Here is a 16,180-nt window from a genome sequence, read left to right as displayed (position 1 = left end):
TCCCCCGAGTGCAGAACCTGCGGATGCTACTCCCGAGGCCAGCACGGTGGGAGGCGTTCTCCTGAAGGTGGCGCAGTTTGTGCACACCGAGCAAGGGGATGGCAGGCATACCCGCAACGAATCCCCCTTGAGCAGCTCGATCAGTTTCTCCACCTGCTCTGGCGTCAGGCGGCTACGGAGGTCTTGCGTCAGGGCCTGCAGTTCCTCCCTGCCTGACGGCCAGAGGGCGCTTCGCCCCCTCAGAAGACCTGTCGGTTCACTCGGCGCGAGCTGCATGAGATGCCGCAGGATGCTGAGCGACCGCGGGTCTGCCTAGTAATGTTCGGCCGCATGAGCATCCCCAACCCTCGGGGAGAGCGAGAGAAGCTAATTACGGCCCTCACTCCCCAGCTACGTAGGCATCTAAAGATCCGCGCCTTTGAGCACGGAATGGACATCCAGGACGCGACCGAGCACGCGATTAACGCCTGGTACTCGGCAGAAGGCCTGCCCGAGGTCAAAACCGATGGGGCGAAGACCTGGGGCACGTTCCTTCCGGTCGGAGAGCCGGACAAGTTCAAGGCGACCTGTTCGGAGCGCGGCGTCACCTACGTCCAAGGGTTGGCGCAGGCTCTCTCGCTGTGGCTCGACAACCACCCCTCCCCCACAGCTCCGTTGGTGGCACAGCCCGTGGTACGGGTGATAGTGGCGAACCAGAAGGGTGGCGTCGGGAAGACATTCCTGTCCTCCGGCATCGCGCAGGCCCTCGCAGAGGCTGGCCATCGGGTTCTGCTGGTCGACTACGACCCCCAGGGGCACCTGACGGCGGAGCTGGGCTTCGAAGACCTCATGTACGAGGACGACGTCGAAACCCTGATGATGCACATGGACGGCAGCGCCAAGGGCGACATCCATGACTTGCTGGTGGCTTTGGACGGCGAGCGGTTCGGGGAGCGGCTTCACCTTCTGCCAGCGTCTGACGACGCGTTCCTGCGCGACGTGGCTCTGTCCAAGGTGAGCTTCAGCGAGGCCGCGCTGGAGCGGGCACTGGAGCCGTTGGAGGCGGACTACGACGTCATCATCATCGACGGACCGCCCAGCCTCGGGCTGAACATGGACACCGCCCTGTACTACGTCCGGCGTCGCGACGGTGAACTCGCCGACCGCTCTGGCGTCATCACGCCCGTCTGGGCAAACAAGGCATCACACCGAGCATTCCGGCTCCTGAAGTCGCAGATGGACGATCTTTGCCGGAAGGGTCGCATCCAGGTCGACTACCTGGGCCTGATCATCAACGCCTACGACAGCCGCCGCGGCAAGCTTGTGAAGGAGAACAAGGACCAGTGGGAGAAGAGCAGCTCCCCGTCTGTCCTTGCAGTAATCGGTGATCTCAAGGAGGGGCGTGAGGCGGCAGACGGTGAGATCCCGCTGCTGGAGTACGCACCGGATAGTGAGCACGCGCAGGTGATGCGCGATCTGGCAAAGGAGCTGGCCGTATGACGCCTCCGACGCAGCGGGTCACCCGTGGCTTCAGCATCGATGAGGACGGTTTGGACGCGAAGCCTGCGCCCCGTCGGGTCCGGACTCGGCAGCAGATCATGAGCGGGGAGGGGAAGCGCCCGCCGGCGGCTGTGCCGCTGTCCGTGCTGGCGCATAATCCGCTCAACCCTCGCGATGAGCTGACCGAGATCGAAGAGACCGCGGCCTCTCTGAAGGAGAAGGGTCAGCTTCAGCCCGTGGCAGTCGTCCGGCGAGCGGCCTTCTTGACAGCCCACCCCGGCCGGGAAGAGGAGATTGGGGCGGCTGAGTACGTCGTCATCGACGGCAACAGGCGACTGGCGGCCGCGTCCGTCGCGGGTTTGGCAGAACTGCGGATCGACGTCAATGACGATCTCGCTGCCAGCGCGGAGGACATGCTTGAGAGCGCGCTGATCGCCAACGTTCACCGGGTCGACGTCCCCCCGCTGGACCAGGCGAAGGCCATCCAAGAGCTCCTCAGCAAGCACGGCAGCCAGGAGAAGGTAGCCAAGAGGCTCGGAAAGTCGGGGGCTTGGGTGTCGCAGCGCCTGGCGCTGCTCGGGCTGAGCGAGGACCTGCAGGAGAAGGTCGAGTCCGGCGAGCTCACCGTCAAGGATGGGCGCCGTATTGGTCGGCTCCCTGCCGATCAGCAGCAAGCCGAGGCCAACGCAGCCCTTAACCGGGTTAAGACGCCCCGGAAGCCGCGGTCCAAAAAAGCGAGTGTCCCGTCCGTGGACTCAGTGGCTTCTTCGATCTCATCGCAGGCGGCTGGTGCGAGCGAAGCCGAGGGGACGGGCACCGTAGGTCTTAACCCGGTTAAGGGGGAGCAGACGGACGGCCGCGGGCTGGACCTCCCGTGGAACGATCCGAAGTGGTTCAACGACCGGCTTCGCGCCCACATGTCGGCTGAGCACCGCGAGGAACTCGTGCTGCTCCTCATGGCCGACAGCTGACCCCTGGGGGTCTTAACCCGGTTAAGGGTCCGAAACGCAGAGAAGGCCCGGCACCTCCGCAGATCGATCTGGGGGAGGTGCCGGGCCTTCGGTTGTCAGGCTGCCCAGGTCGCAGGTACGCCCGTGTCGGGGTTGGGGATGCCAGCGGCGGTCACCACGGCGGCCGGGTGCCGCATAGCGGTGACCGGAACGGCGCCAGGCTCGGTGCTGGATGCCCAGACCATGCGCCAGGTGTCATCTCACTACAGGGCCGGTGCGGTCACGCGCTCGCCCCCGCGACGGCGGCGTCCAGGAGCGCCACGGCGTCGGCCTCGTACGGGTCGGCGAACAGCTGGTGGTCGCTGACGTCGAACGGACCGAACCTTGCGGAGACGCGGTGTCCGGGCACGAGGGTGGTCTCGCGTCCGTCCAGCGCGGCGGTAATCCGGTCGTGGTCCTGCTGGGCGTGGCGGGTCTGGGTGTACGGGCCGACGCGCAGCAAGGTGCAGCCGTCGCGGCTGCCGTCGCGTTTGCGGGCCTCGATGTAGAGGGCGTAGTGCGCGGGGGCCATGCCGACGTCGTCGGGCAGGAGCAGGCCGGCGGCGGCGTGGGTGAGCATCGCGTAGCCGGGCTGCCAGAAGCCGAGGATCGCGCTCGTCTCGCAGCGCAGCCAGCCGCGCTCGGTGTAGCCGAGCTGGCGGCCGTGGAGGTAGGCGCGGGCGTGCGGGGTATCGGGGTGGACCAGGGCGACGGCGATCATCTCGGGGCCGTGGTCGTCGCCGGGTCGGGTGTGCGCACGTTCCACGAACGGGCCGACGCGCACGGCGATGTCCCGGGCGCTCCCGGGCGTCCAGGGCTCGGGGTTCCGCAGGGCGGTGAGCATCGCGCGGAACTGGTCGACGACAGCCTGGTCCTCGGGTGTGAGGGCGCCGGGGCCGTGGCCGCAGCGGCGGAAGCGACGGATCATCGGGCGGTCTCCTGCTCGGTGTTGGCGGTGCGGGGGCCGACGGGTGCCTTGAGGACGCGCGGCAGATGGACGTGCAGGTGCTCGACTACGACCTCACGGCCGCGGGCGCGGAGTTCTCGGGCAAGGAGTTCGGTAAGACCGCTGGCCCTGTGCCTGCCGCCCGCACAACCGATGGCGATGCGGCTGGGGCCGGCGGGCAGGTCGGCGTAGTCGGCGAGGTTGGCGAGTAGGTCGCGGGCGCCGGGGGTGGCGAGGACGACGTCCTGGACGCGGGGGTTGAGGCCGTCGAGGTCGAGGATGTCGCGGGCGGCGGCCGGGTCGCGGAGCCGGTCGCGGACGTCCTCGATCCGGTCGGCGGCAGGCGGGACGGGGGAGCCGTCCGGGCCAGTGGGCAGGTGCAGGTAGCCGAACGAGATCAGACGGATCGGGTGCAAGGGAGCCTCCTACTCGGGGGTGAATGGCGAGAACGCGCGGAGCGCCGCGCCCGGCCGGGAAGGGCGGGGCGCGGCGCTCCGGGGCGGGGCTACTGGGTGGTGGTGTCGGTGACCACGAGGAACTGGTCGGTGCGCAGGTCCATCACGACCTGAGCGTTGGTGCCCTGGGCTCGCTGGCTGGCGGCGTACTCTTCGGCCGGCCAGGAGCCGCGAGGTCCTCCGGCGGGGAACCGTTCCAGGACGGTGCGGGCCTGTGGGCTGGTCGTGGCCATCAGGCGTCACCGCCGTTCACGCGCTCGTGGATGTCGATGAGAGTGGCGATGGCGTCGGGGTTGTCCGCCTCGCCGACCCACTGCCCGAGCGCGGTGAAGACGGGGATCTTGTCGTGGTCGGCGTCGAAGATGCAGCAGTAGTCGCCGTACCTGTCGAGCACCATGTCCCGCAGTACCGGGATGAGTCCGGTGTCCAGGACCTCCAGGGCGTCGACGGTGAGCCGGGCGGGCTCGCCGGGTGCCGGCGGCTGGACCAGGGTGCCGGTGACACGCAGCAGGTCGCCGGGCTGGATGCCGGTCAGCAGCTCGTGCGTGATGCGGGGGTCGCCGCTGGTGCAGGTGACGATCGTGTCGGGGGCGTCGTCGGCGAGCGCGTCGATGTCGGCGGGCCGGACGATCAGGTCGAAGGTGGCGGTCCCGATGCGCGGGCCGGGGGCGGGTATCGCGTCGACCCAGCCGTCGACGGCGCAGTACTTGGTGTCCATCAGTTGGCCTCCGCCAGGGTCTCGGTGGGGCGAGGGGAGCGGGGTCGGGTGGTGCCCTGGGCGATGTCCAGCAGTTCGCGGTTGCACCGCTGCTGGGCGGGCGTGAGCGGGCGGGCCTTCGCGCCGTGGCGGTGCCAGAGCGGGGAGGCGGGCGGCTCGGGGTAGGCGAGGGCGTGGTCGACGTCGCGGTCGGTGCTGCTCATGGAGGTCCTCCAGGTGGAGGTCAGGCGTGGTCGCCTTGGCCCTTGGACTTGGGCTTCGGCGCGAGGTCGGAGGCGAACCGCCCGAGGCGGGCCTCCACGGGGTTGGCGGTGATCCATCCCTCCGCGCATGCCTTGTGCACGGGCTCCCTGGAGTGGGAGCGCATGGGCGTGGGCTGGTCGCACAGCTCGCAGGGGAGGTTCTGCCAGCGGTCGAAGTGCTGGCCGTCCCGCCAGACGAGAAGCTCGCCGGGAGCCGGGATCAGGCCCGGCTCGAACGGCGGCTTCTCCCTCTTCGTGCGTCCCCTGCGGGTCACGGCCGGAAGTCGGGCAACTGCTGGAACACGCGGTCCAGCAGGTCCAGCGATGGCTTCCAGGGCACGACCTGTCCGCGTGCGGGAACCGGCAGGGGCAGCTCCTGGACGTCGGCGAGGACCAGGTGCCAGGCGCCCGGGTGCGCCCACTCCGAGCAGGGCGGCGCTCCGTCGGGGTCCTGGTGGCAGTCGGTGATCCGGGCTACGTCGACCACGGCGCCCGCGATCAGCTCGCGGCCTCGGATCGTGCGGCCGATCAGCGGGGTGCGCAGGGCGGGCTGGTCGATGGTCTTGCTCGTGTGCAGCAGTACCCACCCGGTCCGCCATGGTGTGGGCCGGTTCTCCACCGTCTTGGCCCCGGCGAGGATGGGCCACTTCTCTGGGGGTCCAGGCGCGTGATGCAGGCCCTCGACGAAGTTCTTGCAGCTCAGTGGCGTAGGTCTGGAATGTAGCGTCTGCAACAGGTGTGGTGCAGGCGGACTCACCGGTTTCCGCCTTGGAACCCATCCTTAAATCCACAGGGCAAAGCAGCGCGGCTTATAGCTCCTTGGGAGGAAGGACGGGCCCGGGCAGGCGAGTTGATCGGTCGGCGAGTCTTGATCGCTACCAAGCCTGCTGATTGGCTGGTCGGCATGACTGATCTTGGATCCGTCGCCTGGCCGCCTGCCCCGATCAGGACCGAGAGGCTCGTGCTCCGTGAGTCCGAGACCCGGGACCGTGCGGCGTTCATCGAGTTGTTCGTCTCATCGGACGTGCACACCTACCTCGGTGGTCCTCGACCGCGCGATGTGCTCGAACGCGAGGTGCCTGAGATACCCGGACGGCGGCCTGGCTGCTTCGTGATCGATTTCGACGGAGCGATGATCGGCCAGATCACGCTCACCAAAGACACGGGGCACCTTCGTCAGGCCGCCGGAAAGGCCGAGCTCGGCTACCTCCTTCTGCCGCAGGCGTGGGGACGCGGATTCGCCGCCGAGGCATGCGCCGCGGCACTCGACTGGTTCGCCGGCGCGCTTCCCGGCGAACCAGTGGTGCTCGCCACCCAGACCGCCAACGTCCGCTCGATGCGTCTCGCGGCGAAGCTGGGCTTCACCGAAGTAGAGCGGTTCGAGGCCTACGGCGCCGAGCAGTGGTTCGGCATGTGGTCCCCGGCCGCGCTATCTGAGTGAGGTCGTGCTCGCCGGCGTCCGCACTCATCGCGATGAAGCCGGGCGAGCGCGAGGAGATCAATCGAGGCTTAAGGATGGGTTCTTAGGGGTCCTCCCGCGGACGAGGTGTGGTGTTCAGGCGGGTGATCAGCTCACGGTTGGCGGCTCGTGCCGCGTCGAGTTCTTGCTGGCATTCCTCGAGCTGGCGCGTGAGGTCGACGGCTTGTTGCTCAAGTGCGGTAATCCGGCGCTTGAGCTGCTCGATGTTGTCCGGTGCGCCCAGGCCGGACTGCCTCCAGGCTTGTTCGCCGAGCAGTCCGCTGAGCTTGTTCTCCAGCTGGTGGATCCGGGCGGCCTGGCGAACGACACGGCCTTGAGCGTTCGCGAGGTCAGCCTGCAGAGAGGCCCGGCTGACCTGAGGTGCGGTGTCCGGGGTGCCGGGCGGTTCGGATGCGGCGGCGTGGACCTGAGCAAGCAGGTCTCGGTGGCGGTAGAGAAACGTTCGGTCGACGCCTGCGCTGCGGGCGATCGCCGAGACGCTGATCTCCGTGCCGTTCTTCGCGGCCTCGTTCAGCGCCTTTTGGACGCGCTGACGCCTGCGGGCGGAGTCGGCGCGTCGTCCCTGGGTCATGGGTGTGGTGGTCATGCGCTCCGGTCCGGGCGGATGTCGGGGAGGGGTTGGCGAAGGCGGGGGATACCCAGGTTGACGACGCTGTTTCGCGCTCGTCGGATGGTGGTGACTGCTTGCTCGATCCGGGCTCGTTCGTCGTCGTCGAGTTCATCGACGTCAGCTTTGATGCGGTTGATCAGCCGCCGGACACGGCGGATCTCCTCGTCTGAGGGCATGGCCTCGTCCTTCGCCCACTGATCGGCGTCAACGGTGGCCAGCAGTCGTTCCCGGTTGCGCAGGAGGTCGCTGAGGTATGCCTCCAGGTCGGGCAGGAAGGAAACGTCGGTGCGGAAGTGGGCGCATCCGACACAGCGGAACCTGACTGGGCAGTCCCCGCCGCCGGCAGCGACGTTGGTGGGCTCGGTGCAGATGCCGTAGGGGACCGCGACTTCACCGACCGCCCGGCGGGCGTGCTCGGAGTCGAGCAGGGCGGTCGCCTGCCGCCAGATCCGGCTTCCGTGCCGGTCGAACTGCATCGTGGTGACGCGGTCTACAGCCTCTCGCCTGCGCTTTTCCCCGACGCGGTAGTAGCACTGGGTCGTGGACAGCTGCTTGTGGTCCATCAGCTCTTTGAGGACCTCGACGCGGACGCCGGCGTCGGCATACCGTTGTGCGAAGGTATGCCGGTAGGCGTAGAGGTAGATGCGCCGCTTGTCGAACGGCAGCATCCGGGTCTCCGTCCTGCCGTCCGTCTCGACGGCCGTGGGCACGAGAATCTCTGGCAGGCTGTCGACCCAGGTCCGGTGCCGGCCGCTCACCCAGTCCGCGCTGATCGACTTGCGGCCGTCAGGGTTGGCGACGGTAGAGGGCAGCAGCGCCAGGTCGGCGACGGGTGTGTCGGGGAAACGGCCGCGGGCCGCCTCCTGTTGTCTGACGATCACGGACGCCATGGCCTCGGAGATCGGCAGTCGGCGCCCGAGGCGATGGGCTTTGCGGTTGTCGTAGATCAGGACCGGTTTGCCGTCCTGGTCACGCATGAGGCAGTCCCATGGAAGCTGGCAGATCTCATCGGGACGGCGGCCGGTGTCGATCAGGAGCTCGATGGCCGCGCGGACTTCAACGCCGCTGCCACCGTCGATCTTGCCCAGATGGGAGCACAGGTGGCGGATGGCCTCGATGGGCAGATCTCGGCCGGCTTCTTGGTCTTCGGGCTCGTCCGGCAGGTCCTCGCGGCCGAGCGCGAAGTCCTCGGGCAGGCCGTGTAGCGGGCGACCGGGTCGGGTCAGGCCCATGGTGCGCATCCGGGCTAGCAGCCGTAGCACCGAGTGGCAGTGGCGCGACCGCAGGCCAGAAGACAGCTCGCCTTGGTCCTGGAGGTAGGCGAGACGGTTGCAGAAGGCGGTGATGTCGGTCCGGGTCAGGCTCCGCAAATTCTCGCCGTGGTCGTCGCACTGCAGGTGCAGGCTTTCGGAGAGTTGGACGATGCCCTCGATCGACGCCTGCATGCTGCCGGCAACACCCCTGCCCCGGCGCTGTGGAAGTGCATCGAACGCCCACGCCTTGGTCGCTTCCCGCAGCCAGGGCTGGCGGATATCGGTGAAATGAAGGTTGCCGGCGTATCCGAAGACGGCGAGAGTCCAAAGGTCCTTGTGCCGCTCGGTCTCCGGCGTGGACTGAAGCAACTCGCAGTGCCGTACGAACTCGTTGCGTAGGTGGCGCATGGACGACTTCAAAGACTCGGGCGGCACTTCGCTCAGCGTCCTGGGCTGCTGCAGCCGGATCTGGTCGATCAGCGGGCGGACCATGTTGAACCTGGTCTTCACTCCGTGCTGACTGCGCTGCTGCAGCCCGTAGACGAACTCGGCAGCCACTCGTAGCGGGAGTCCTCGCAAGCTGATCTTGTTGTCCTCGGCGATCGCGGGGACGGTGCGGCGCCACTGTTCTTCGTCCAGATCCGGCTGGGCCCCCACGGCTTTGCGCCAGCGGTTGTAGTGCCCCAGGCAGTAGGCGCCGCGGCCGGCGCGCTCTCGCAGACACGAGGCAGCCCGGCAGGGTCCCAGCGAGGCGTGGCCCGTCGCCTCCGGCATGGCCAGGAATTCTTCTAGGGACACCCGTAGCTTGCGCTTCTGCACCTCGTGGGCGAGACACAGCTCCGTCCGTTCGCTCTTCCAGGGGCGCTCGCAGCCAGTCACCGTGCAAAGACGGACGCCCACCATTCGGACGAAAACCTTGGGAGCCTTGATGTACTCCTCCATTGGCGGATTCCCCAGCCGCCGCCATCGGCCGTGGCAGCTAGCACAGACGCCACTTGCGAGCGAGCGGGCCTTGACGCAGCCAGGGACCACGCACTTCTTCCAGCCGAGCGTCAGGTGCTGCTGGGGGAAGACCACCACAAGGTCCGTCGGGTCCCACTGGACCGCCGCAGCGAACTCCGGGGTGATCGCGGCCAGCAGGGCCGTGGTGGCCTCGTCCGCAACCTCTTCGGGCCCCGACAAGGATTCGAGCTGCATCGCCGTCATCGCCCGGCCTCCTCGACCAAGACCCGGGGCGTCGGAACGCGCTCGACAGCCTCGCGCAGCCGACCTGGATCTGGGTGCAGGTAGGGCTCGCTGGACGATGCGTAGGCGTGCCCCAGCAGGTCCTGCAGTTCGTCCTGGCTGCCTCCCGCATCCCTGACGTTGCTGGCGAAGGCGTGACGCGACATGTGCGGGGTGATCCGGCGCGGAATGCCCGCGCGCCTGACCAGCGCGTCGACCAGCTCGTTGACGGCGTCCGGTCGCATCGGGGCCCCGATTGGCGCCCGGAACAGGTTGACCAGCAGAAAGTCACTTTCCCCGGCGGCCTGGATCTGGTGGCGTTCAGCGACGTACTGGTCGAGGGCCTGGACGGAGACGAAGTCCAGCGGAACTACTCTGCTCCGTCGGGACTTCGCCCACGCGCTGTTGCTGTTGGCCCGGCGGTGGACATGCACGTGGGCCCCTTCGACCAGGCAGCCCAGGCTGGCGTTGTCGACCAGCAGATGCACGTCGCTGCGTCGCAGACCGGTCAGCTCGCCGCGGCGCAGGCCAGCCCGGGCCATGAGCAGAACGATCAGGCGGTCCCGGGCCGACCGGCAGGCCCGGAACATGGCCACGATCTCGACGTCCGCGGCCCGGTCGACCACCGTCTCAGGCTCATGCAGCCGGTGCTGAGCCCGCAGTCGGTAGGCCAGCCGGGCATCCTCTGCCTGGGCTTCGAGCGGCAGGTCGCGCGAGTCCGCCAAATCGTAGATCTGCCCAAGGATCCAGGATGGCGCTTCATCCCGGGCAACCGCGAAGGCCAGGAAGCCCCGTACCGCGGTGAGCACCTTGTTGATGCGTCGCTCGCCGCGCACCGGCTGCGTGCCTGGTCCACGGACCATCTGTTGGTCCTCGGCTCCGGCTGGAACGTACTTCAGCCAGACCATGAACAAGCCCATGTCGGCGGCCGCCACCCGCCAGTCGCGGCCGGTGCGAAGACACCACCGCAGGTACAGAGCCACCGAGCCGGCATAGGCCTTCGTTGTGGACTCGGCCCGGTCCTGACCGAACCGAACGTGCCGCAGGAAGCGATCGGCGGTCGTCATCACCTCCAACTTGTCGTCCAGCACCGTCCAGTACCGGGTTCCAGACGGCATCCTCACCGGGAATGCGCGCATCAACTGCTCCTCGCTCCTCGCTTGATGCAACGAAGAGCCACAGAGCTACACCCCGTGAGAACCAGTGCACGACGCTCCACGCGGGCCTCAATGCGACATCACACGACAGTGGGACGATCCCCAGAGAACAGGCCGCGTACGGCTGCCGGATGCTGATGCCCCGGATCCAGTCGCCCTCGGGCAGGGTCGCGGTGCTCATGCGGCCCGCCCTCACACGGCCGTGCCCGGCCTGCCCGCCCGGCGTCCGTTGATCGACGGGACCGTGGTGTGCGCGGCGGTGGCGAGGGCCGCGCGGCCGGAGTGCTTGCCGTCGTACAGCGCGGTGTCGGCTGCCCTCTGCAGGCCGATCAGGTCGCGGGTGCCGAGGACGTCGAGGGCTGCGGCGCCGACCGAGGCGGCGACTTTGAGGGTGCGGCCGTCGTCCAGGGTGACCGGCGTGTGCAGCATCCGGACCAGCTGCGCGAGGCGCTGCTCGCGACGGCCGGCGGGCAACTCCAGTACGACGGCGAATTCGTCACCACCGAGACGGCCGACGGCGGCGTGCGGGCCCGCCCAGGCGGTGATCCGGGCGCCGAACGCGGCGAGCACGGCGTCCCCGGCCGGGTGCCCGGCCGTGTCGTTGATCTGCTTGAAGTGGTCGGCGTCGACCATGACCACGGTCACGCTGTCGCCGTGCCGGGCGAGGATCCGGCGGGCGCGGGCGGTGTAGGCGTCGCGGCGCAAGAGTCCGGTCAGCGGGTCCTTCCGCGTGGCGGCGAGCCGCTTGTGCAGCGCGACGGCGTGCACCGCCCAGCCGGTCAGCGGCACGGCGGCGGTCGTCAGAAGGAGGGTGCGCGAGCCGATTCGGCCCCGGTGGTGCAGGACGGAGTCCATACTGAGGATCTCCCTCTCGTCTCGTACGGGTTGGGTGGGCCCGGGGCAGGCGACGGTTTCCACGCCTGGACGCCTGTCCCGGGGCAGAGCTACAGCTCGAAAGGGCTGGAGTTGAGCCAGCTGTACGGGCTCCTCCAGGGGCCGGCCTTCGCGGCGGGCCAGTCGAGCTCCCAGCCGGGCCGGTATCCGCAGGCACCCCAGCCGTCCGGGCGCCCGTGGGGAATCTCAAGTCCGGCCTCCGCCGCGGCGCGCGCCGCGTCGTAGACCTCGTGTGCAGCCTTCACGGCGGCGCTACGGCTGTCGGCCTGACCGGTGAAGACATGCACGCCTTCCAGGCCGGTCTCGGTGCTCCGTATAGGGACGTCGACCTCGAAGTAGGGCAGGGTCATGACGTCCATCTCCTCTCGTGATCGCGGCGGTTGAGGGACCACCGCGACCGCCCCGGCCCCGGCGGTGGGCCGGGACCGGGGCAGCACGGAGGGTCCGTCAGCTTCGGATCGCTTCGAGGGCCTGCTCCTCGAGGTCGGCGCGCCCGTCGGGGTCGTCGTCCTGGTCGTCGCCGTTGTTGGGGCCGTGGACGGTGCAGACGATGTCCTCGTCGTCGTCCAGGTCGCCGTTGAGCGCGCGGAACAGGCAGGTGACGCTGTAGTCGGGCACCCAGGCGTAGCCGTCGCATTCGTCGTCGTGCGGGCACGGCACCATGACGTCGAACCCGACGTCGCCCTCGCCGTCCACGTCGGTGCGCAGGGCGAGGGTGAGGTACATCTGACCGAGGCGGATCTCCGCGACGCGGTCGCCGCCGGCAACGTTCGAGCCGGGCTTCCACTGCCACAGCGGCACGATCTCCTCGCCGAACATCCGAGCCACGAGGTTCAGGTCACCGAGGCCGTCGCTGCCGTCCAGGCCGAGGTCGGCCTGCCGGGCCCCGCTCATGCGCTCCAGGAACGGCAGCAGCCGGTAGAGGCTCTCGGAGTAGACGACCTCGGTGAAGCCCTCCGCCTTGAGGCCGCGGCGCTGTGAGTCGACCATGTCCTTGCGCTGCCGGATGACCACTTCCTCCGGCACGCGGCGGTTGGCCGGCCGCGCGCTCTGCCGGTCCACGCACACTGTGCCGGGGGTGGCGACCAGGAGCGCGATGGGGAGCATGTTGTGCCGCTTGGCTGCGGCGACCAGCGGCCGCCTGGCCACCTCGGTGACGTTGGTGGCGTCGACGACCGTGAACAGTCGGCGGCGCATCCTCGCCTCCAGGAGCAGGTGCAGGGCGGCAACCGCGTCGCCGGTGGCGTCCTGGTCGCCCGCGTCGTCGCTGACCGTCTCGCGTAGCGCGTCCAGGGACAGGACCTGCGAGGCGGGCCAGGTGTTCGCGATGGTGGTCTTCCCGGCTCCGGCGGGGCCGATGAGGACCACCAGGCTGTTCTCGGGCATCTGCGGGTAGTACGGCGCGGTCATACGGACTCCTTGGAGGGTGAGGGTGCCGGGCAGCTCGGTGGAGTCGCTGCCCGGCGTGGTGGGTGAACGGGACGGCTTCGCGCGCCGTCAGCGGACGATCATGTGGGCGGGGTGGCCGTTCTTCATGTGGTCCACGCACTGCGGGCAGTCCTCGCGCGGACCGAGCCCGGCGTGGGCCTCGCGGCTGGCGTACGCGTGGAACCAGCACTGCGTGCACTGCCCCCGGGGCGGGTTCGTCGCTTTCGCGCTCGCCATCTCAGCTGTCTCCGTGCGGGTGAAGGGCGCGGGCAGACCAGATGAGCCGCTGCCCGGCGTCGTCGGTGATCAGGGCGGCGGCCTCGTGCAGCGGGCAGGAGGCGTCTCCGTCGCGGTCGGGCTCGATCTGCTCCGCACGGCGCGCCCCGGCGGTGAGCAGCTGCGCCACGGCCGCGAGGAAGCCGCCGGGCGGGTCGGTGTCCTCGATGAGCTCGCGCAGGATCGCGGCGAGCTCCTCCTGGTCGACGTCGTCGGCGCGAAGGTCGTCCTCGATCTGCTGGAGGGCCAGCGAGGCGATCCCGACCGAGGCGCGGACGCGTTCCAGTCGCGTCCGGGGCCGACTGGTCATCGGGTGGTGGCCTTGGCCGTGGCGATGAGCGCGGCGACGGTCTCCCAGCCGTGGTGCCAGGAGTTGTCGAGGTGGAAGGCGCCGTTCATTCCGTGCGAGGCCAGCTTGTAGAAGTCGGTCTTGCCGGTCTTGTCGGCGAGCTTCTCCAGGACGCCGTGGCCGGGCACGCGGCGGTCCGCGATGTAGTGCGTGCCGAAGGACAGGGCGAGCGCGGCCGCGGCCGCGCCGGGGTGGACCCGGATGCCCAGCGCGCGGGCCCCGAGCCCGGCGACGACCGCCTGGGTGGCGGTGTAGGTGACGCAGTGGTGCAGGCACGCCTTGCGGCCGTCGGCGGTGCCGTGGGTGGTCTTCTCCTTGGTGGCCGGGTCCTCGTAGGTCACCGGGGCGTCGTCGGAGGCGCCCTTCACGCGGGCGCAGAAGTCGTTCTGGACCCAGAAGTCGCCGACCGCGCTGGCGGCGCGGGTCAGTCCAAGCAGGGCGGCGAAGACGGCGGGACGATGCATGCTGGAGGTCTCCTGATCTCGAAGAGGGGGAGGGAGCGGGGTGGCCGGCCCTTTGCCGATGCGCGGCCACCCGGCGGTCCCGACCCCGGCCGGCGTGGCCGGGGTCGGGTCGTTCAGAACGGGGGCCCGTCCGGCCAGGCCGGAACGGGCAGGAGCCGGACGCGCAGCTCGCGCCGGTCCGACCAGCAGCCGCACGCCTCCATCTCCGGGTTCGCGCCGCCGACCCACCAGCCGCCTGCGCCCCGGCAGTCGGGGCAGGAGCGGCGGGGCCGGGGCGTCAGCTCGATGCGGTGCCGGTCGGCGTACAGCCGCCAGTGGCCGGCCTTGAGCACGGACACGGCGGCGAACGGGACGGCGGCGGCGATCAGCAGGGCGGCGCGCAGACGGCAGCCGGTCACCGCAGCGGGATGGCGCGGCAGTTGGCGGCGTGGCCGTTGGCGTCCGGCCGGATGCAGAACAGGAAGTCTTCCTCGGGCCGGTCGGAGGAGTCTCCGCAGCCGTGACAGTTCCAGCGGTTCTTGTCCGAGTGCTCGCCGGGGCCGGTGACGTCCACGTAGCTGCCGCCGACCGTGATGAACCGGATCAGCAGGTTCTTGGGGCGGTCGGGCTCGGTGAAGGCGGCGGCGCGGACAGTGGTACTCATGGGCGGTGGTCCTCTCGGATCAGGCGGCAAGCAGGTGCTTGGCCGGGGGAGCGATGTAGGAGGCGGGGTCGGCGGGCGTGCCGTCGAAGCACTCCAGGCAGGACCCCAAGGTCTTCAGCGGGAGGCAGTGGAAGTAGCGCCGGCGGCAGGTGCCGCACGTCTGGCGTGCGGCCATGGCCTTGTCGAGCGCGGCTTCCTTCGCGAGGGTCATCGGGCGCTTCGGCTTCGCCAGGTCGATCCGGTACAGCCACGCGAAGCGCTTGCCGCCGCGGCACTCGATCCGGGCGACGGGCTCCTGGCCGCCGGGGCGCAGTCCCATCTCCCGCAGCTGGCGGCGGGTGGCGAGGTTGTCGCGCCCGGCCTGCTTCCACCGGAAGACCGGTAAGGAGCCGTCGACGGCGTCGTACGGGTCGACGTCGACCAGGTCCTGGTCCTGGTCGGCCATCACCTGCTCCAGGTACCGGGCAACCGGCGTTGCGGCAGCGGGTAGCGGGGGCCGGGACGCTGCGGGCGGGGCCGGCCGATCCGGCGGCGCGGGCGGGAAATGAGCACGAGCGGTTCCTCCTGGTGTCGGTGGACAGCAAGCACCGCGCCCGCCGGCTGTTCGTCGGCGGGCGCGGTGCGAGGTGGCCGGTCGGCCTGTCCAGCCCTCGCCCACCCGCGAGCGGGGTGGGCGAGGACCAGGCGGAGCGACCGGAAGGTCAGTCCCGGAACGGGCAGCCGCTGTGCGGGTGCTGTTCGACGACCGGGGCCGGAGCCGGGGCTGGCACGTGGACGTGGATCTCGGGCTTGACGGAGACCCTCGCCGGGCGGGCCGGACGGCCGACGCGGCGGCGCAGGGTCAGGCCGCGCATCGCGAACGCGGACAGGACCGTCCAGGCGAGGACCGCGAGGCCGACCGCGATGGGACGGCTGGTGGCCGGAGTCGCCGTCCAGACCATGAACACGGAAGCCGCGCCCCACCCCGCCCACATCGCACGCACCCCGTTGTTCCGGGAGAGGTAGCCGAGGACCAGGCCGGTGATGCCGGTGAGCAGCCACAGCGTGTAGACGGTGGAGGCCGCGACCGGGAGACCGGCGGAGTGCTGCGCGATGTAGGTGCGCACCGGCTGGTCGACGACGGCGAACACGCCGCTGGAGGTGTCGACGCCGACCTGCACCTTGGGCACGGCGGTGAGCAGCTGGTGCAGCCCCTCAAGGACGACTTCGCCGGCGGCCTTGGCCATCAGCACGACGAAGGACACTCCGGCCACCATCAGGACGGCCCGGAGCCAGGGGGCCATGTACCGGAAGCCGTCCTTGGGGGCGCTGAGGACGTCCTCCCACATCGCGTGCAGGACGCCGTCTTCCTCCCATGCCTCCTGCCACCAGGTGCGCAGTGCGGCGAACCGCGGCTCCTTGGGCGGGGCCTTCGGGAAGGGCACGGGGAGGTAGGCGAGCTCCTGGCGGTCGGCGCGGGGGGTGTTGTCGTTGGACGGCACGGGGCAACTCCTTGTTGTCGATGCGGGGTTCACGGAGCGTGCGAGTGGGCCAAGCTGTGAGCGACGGGATTGAAGAGAGGGGGGCGGCTGCG

At 69.7% G+C, this 16,180-nt stretch carries 23 protein-coding genes; 3 read left to right on the top strand and 20 right to left on the bottom strand.

What is annotated here, in order from left to right:
• The first annotated feature begins 330 nt into the window (after positions 1 to 330).
• Entirely contained in the window at positions 331 to 1,479 is a 1,149-nt protein-coding gene (locus tag ORI94_RS31525) for a ParA family protein (protein WP_191889160.1), read from the top strand.
• Positions 1,476 to 2,450 (top strand): ParB/RepB/Spo0J family partition protein, encoded by a 975-nt coding sequence (locus ORI94_RS31520; protein WP_266081928.1) that lies wholly within the window; start codon positions 1,476 to 1,478, stop codon positions 2,448 to 2,450. The genes ORI94_RS31525 and ORI94_RS31520 overlap by 4 nt, the downstream gene beginning before the upstream one ends.
• Before the next feature lie 259 nt (positions 2,451 to 2,709).
• Here the strand turns inward: ORI94_RS31520 and ORI94_RS31515 are convergent, their stop codons facing one another.
• The 7 genes from ORI94_RS31515 to ORI94_RS31485 form a co-directional block, all read right to left on the bottom strand.
• Entirely contained in the window at positions 2,710 to 3,396 is a 687-nt protein-coding gene (locus tag ORI94_RS31515; protein ID WP_266081926.1) for a hypothetical protein, read from the bottom strand.
• A complete protein-coding gene (locus ORI94_RS31510) occupies positions 3,393 to 3,830 on the bottom strand; it encodes an RNase adapter RapZ (RefSeq protein ID WP_266081924.1) in 438 nt (145 codons plus the stop codon). The genes ORI94_RS31515 and ORI94_RS31510 overlap by 4 nt, the downstream gene beginning before the upstream one ends.
• An 89-nt stretch (positions 3,831 to 3,919) precedes the next feature.
• Complete coding sequence (locus ORI94_RS31505) at positions 3,920 to 4,102, bottom strand: hypothetical protein (RefSeq protein ID WP_266081922.1); 183 nt, start codon at positions 4,100 to 4,102, stop codon at positions 3,920 to 3,922.
• The gene (locus ORI94_RS31500) at positions 4,102 to 4,587 is read right to left on the bottom strand and encodes a hypothetical protein (protein ID WP_266081920.1); all 486 of its coding nucleotides are present in this window, start codon (positions 4,585 to 4,587) and stop codon (positions 4,102 to 4,104) included. The genes ORI94_RS31505 and ORI94_RS31500 overlap by 1 nt, the downstream gene beginning before the upstream one ends.
• Positions 4,587 to 4,790 carry a hypothetical protein gene (locus ORI94_RS31495; RefSeq protein WP_266081918.1) on the bottom strand — a complete coding sequence of 68 codons (204 nt, stop codon included), beginning with the start codon at positions 4,788 to 4,790 and terminating at the stop codon, positions 4,587 to 4,589. The genes ORI94_RS31500 and ORI94_RS31495 overlap by 1 nt, the downstream gene beginning before the upstream one ends.
• Before the next feature lie 20 nt (positions 4,791 to 4,810).
• Complete coding sequence (locus tag ORI94_RS31490; protein WP_266081916.1) at positions 4,811 to 5,104, bottom strand: hypothetical protein; 294 nt, start codon at positions 5,102 to 5,104, stop codon at positions 4,811 to 4,813.
• Positions 5,101 to 5,505 (bottom strand): hypothetical protein, encoded by a 405-nt coding sequence (locus ORI94_RS31485; protein ID WP_266081962.1) that lies wholly within the window; start codon positions 5,503 to 5,505, stop codon positions 5,101 to 5,103. Before ORI94_RS31485 ends, ORI94_RS31490 begins: the two co-directional genes overlap by 4 nt.
• A 228-nt stretch (positions 5,506 to 5,733) precedes the next feature.
• Between ORI94_RS31485 and ORI94_RS31480 the strand changes: the two genes are divergently transcribed.
• Entirely contained in the window at positions 5,734 to 6,270 is a 537-nt protein-coding gene (locus tag ORI94_RS31480; protein ID WP_266081914.1) for a GNAT family N-acetyltransferase, read from the top strand.
• Positions 6,271 to 6,352: 82 nt separating this feature from the next.
• Here the strand turns inward: ORI94_RS31480 and ORI94_RS31475 are convergent, their stop codons facing one another.
• From ORI94_RS31475 to ORI94_RS31415, 13 genes are all read right to left on the bottom strand, one after another.
• Positions 6,353 to 6,895 (bottom strand): DUF6262 family protein, encoded by a 543-nt coding sequence (locus ORI94_RS31475; protein WP_266081912.1) that lies wholly within the window; start codon positions 6,893 to 6,895, stop codon positions 6,353 to 6,355.
• A complete protein-coding gene (locus tag ORI94_RS31470; RefSeq protein WP_266081910.1) occupies positions 6,892 to 9,378 on the bottom strand; it encodes a tyrosine-type recombinase/integrase in 2,487 nt (828 codons plus the stop codon). Before ORI94_RS31470 ends, ORI94_RS31475 begins: the two co-directional genes overlap by 4 nt.
• Positions 9,375 to 10,487, bottom strand: coding sequence for a tyrosine-type recombinase/integrase (locus ORI94_RS31465; RefSeq protein ID WP_266081908.1), 1,113 nt, complete (start codon positions 10,485 to 10,487; stop codon positions 9,375 to 9,377). Before ORI94_RS31465 ends, ORI94_RS31470 begins: the two co-directional genes overlap by 4 nt.
• A gap of 258 nt (positions 10,488 to 10,745) precedes the next feature.
• Positions 10,746 to 11,408, bottom strand: coding sequence for a GGDEF domain-containing protein (locus ORI94_RS31460; RefSeq protein ID WP_266081906.1), 663 nt, complete (start codon positions 11,406 to 11,408; stop codon positions 10,746 to 10,748).
• Between the two features lie 89 nt (positions 11,409 to 11,497).
• The gene (locus ORI94_RS31455) at positions 11,498 to 11,797 is read right to left on the bottom strand and encodes a hypothetical protein (RefSeq protein ID WP_266081904.1); all 300 of its coding nucleotides are present in this window, start codon (positions 11,795 to 11,797) and stop codon (positions 11,498 to 11,500) included.
• Between the two features lie 97 nt (positions 11,798 to 11,894).
• The gene (locus ORI94_RS31450) at positions 11,895 to 12,857 is read right to left on the bottom strand and encodes an ATP-binding protein (RefSeq protein WP_266081902.1); all 963 of its coding nucleotides are present in this window, start codon (positions 12,855 to 12,857) and stop codon (positions 11,895 to 11,897) included.
• An 87-nt stretch (positions 12,858 to 12,944) separates the two neighbouring features.
• Positions 12,945 to 13,112, bottom strand: coding sequence for a pRL2-8 (locus ORI94_RS31445; protein WP_164441983.1), 168 nt, complete (start codon positions 13,110 to 13,112; stop codon positions 12,945 to 12,947).
• A 1-nt stretch (position 13,113) separates the two neighbouring features.
• Positions 13,114 to 13,461 (bottom strand): hypothetical protein, encoded by a 348-nt coding sequence (locus tag ORI94_RS31440; RefSeq protein WP_266081899.1) that lies wholly within the window; start codon positions 13,459 to 13,461, stop codon positions 13,114 to 13,116.
• Complete coding sequence (locus tag ORI94_RS31435) at positions 13,458 to 13,964, bottom strand: hypothetical protein (RefSeq protein ID WP_266081897.1); 507 nt, start codon at positions 13,962 to 13,964, stop codon at positions 13,458 to 13,460. The genes ORI94_RS31440 and ORI94_RS31435 overlap by 4 nt, the downstream gene beginning before the upstream one ends.
• A gap of 113 nt (positions 13,965 to 14,077) precedes the next feature.
• A complete protein-coding gene (locus ORI94_RS31430; protein ID WP_266081895.1) occupies positions 14,078 to 14,362 on the bottom strand; it encodes a hypothetical protein in 285 nt (94 codons plus the stop codon).
• Positions 14,359 to 14,607 (bottom strand): hypothetical protein, encoded by a 249-nt coding sequence (locus ORI94_RS31425; protein ID WP_266081893.1) that lies wholly within the window; start codon positions 14,605 to 14,607, stop codon positions 14,359 to 14,361. The genes ORI94_RS31430 and ORI94_RS31425 overlap by 4 nt, the downstream gene beginning before the upstream one ends.
• Positions 14,608 to 14,626: 19 nt before the next feature.
• Entirely contained in the window at positions 14,627 to 15,052 is a 426-nt protein-coding gene (locus ORI94_RS31420; RefSeq protein WP_266081891.1) for an RRQRL motif-containing zinc-binding protein, read from the bottom strand.
• Positions 15,053 to 15,308: 256 nt separating this feature from the next.
• Positions 15,309 to 16,088, bottom strand: coding sequence for a hypothetical protein (locus ORI94_RS31415; protein WP_266081889.1), 780 nt, complete (start codon positions 16,086 to 16,088; stop codon positions 15,309 to 15,311).
• Positions 16,089 to 16,180: the final 92 nt, after the last annotated feature.

Source organism: Streptomyces sp. NEAU-W12 (genome assembly GCF_026242095.1).
Lineage (GTDB): Bacteria > Actinomycetota > Actinomycetes > Streptomycetales > Streptomycetaceae > Streptomyces.
The sequence above is the reverse complement of the archived record's forward strand: the minus strand, read 5'-3'. Positions and strand labels throughout refer to the sequence as shown.

Excerpts from the sequence above, each read along its gene's own strand:
- ORI94_RS31525 (WP_191889160.1), top strand. The coding sequence starts at position 331 with ATGAGCATCCCCAACCCTCGGGGAGAGCGAGAGAAGCTAATTACGGCC.
- ORI94_RS31520 (WP_266081928.1), top strand. The coding sequence starts at position 1,476 with ATGACGCCTCCGACGCAGCGGGTCACCCGTGGCTTCAGCATCGATGAG.
- ORI94_RS31515 (WP_266081926.1), bottom strand. The coding sequence starts at position 3,396 with ATGATCCGTCGCTTCCGCCGCTGCGGCCACGGCCCCGGCGCCCTCACA.
- ORI94_RS31505 (WP_266081922.1), bottom strand. The coding sequence starts at position 4,102 with ATGGCCACGACCAGCCCACAGGCCCGCACCGTCCTGGAACGGTTCCCC.
- ORI94_RS31500 (WP_266081920.1), bottom strand. The coding sequence starts at position 4,587 with ATGGACACCAAGTACTGCGCCGTCGACGGCTGGGTCGACGCGATACCC.
- ORI94_RS31495 (WP_266081918.1), bottom strand. The coding sequence starts at position 4,790 with ATGAGCAGCACCGACCGCGACGTCGACCACGCCCTCGCCTACCCCGAG.
- ORI94_RS31480 (WP_266081914.1), top strand. The coding sequence starts at position 5,734 with ATGACTGATCTTGGATCCGTCGCCTGGCCGCCTGCCCCGATCAGGACC.
- ORI94_RS31475 (WP_266081912.1), bottom strand. The coding sequence starts at position 6,895 with ATGACCACCACACCCATGACCCAGGGACGACGCGCCGACTCCGCCCGC.
- ORI94_RS31470 (WP_266081910.1), bottom strand. The coding sequence starts at position 9,378 with ATGACGGCGATGCAGCTCGAATCCTTGTCGGGGCCCGAAGAGGTTGCG.
- ORI94_RS31460 (WP_266081906.1), bottom strand. The coding sequence starts at position 11,408 with ATGGACTCCGTCCTGCACCACCGGGGCCGAATCGGCTCGCGCACCCTC.
- ORI94_RS31455 (WP_266081904.1), bottom strand. The coding sequence starts at position 11,797 with ATGACCCTGCCCTACTTCGAGGTCGACGTCCCTATACGGAGCACCGAG.
- ORI94_RS31450 (WP_266081902.1), bottom strand. The coding sequence starts at position 12,857 with ATGACCGCGCCGTACTACCCGCAGATGCCCGAGAACAGCCTGGTGGTC.
- ORI94_RS31445 (WP_164441983.1), bottom strand. The coding sequence starts at position 13,112 with ATGGCGAGCGCGAAAGCGACGAACCCGCCCCGGGGGCAGTGCACGCAG.
- ORI94_RS31440 (WP_266081899.1), bottom strand. The coding sequence starts at position 13,461 with ATGACCAGTCGGCCCCGGACGCGACTGGAACGCGTCCGCGCCTCGGTC.
- ORI94_RS31435 (WP_266081897.1), bottom strand. The coding sequence starts at position 13,964 with ATGCATCGTCCCGCCGTCTTCGCCGCCCTGCTTGGACTGACCCGCGCC.
- ORI94_RS31425 (WP_266081893.1), bottom strand. The coding sequence starts at position 14,607 with ATGAGTACCACTGTCCGCGCCGCCGCCTTCACCGAGCCCGACCGCCCC.
- ORI94_RS31420 (WP_266081891.1), bottom strand. The coding sequence starts at position 15,052 with ATGGCCGACCAGGACCAGGACCTGGTCGACGTCGACCCGTACGACGCC.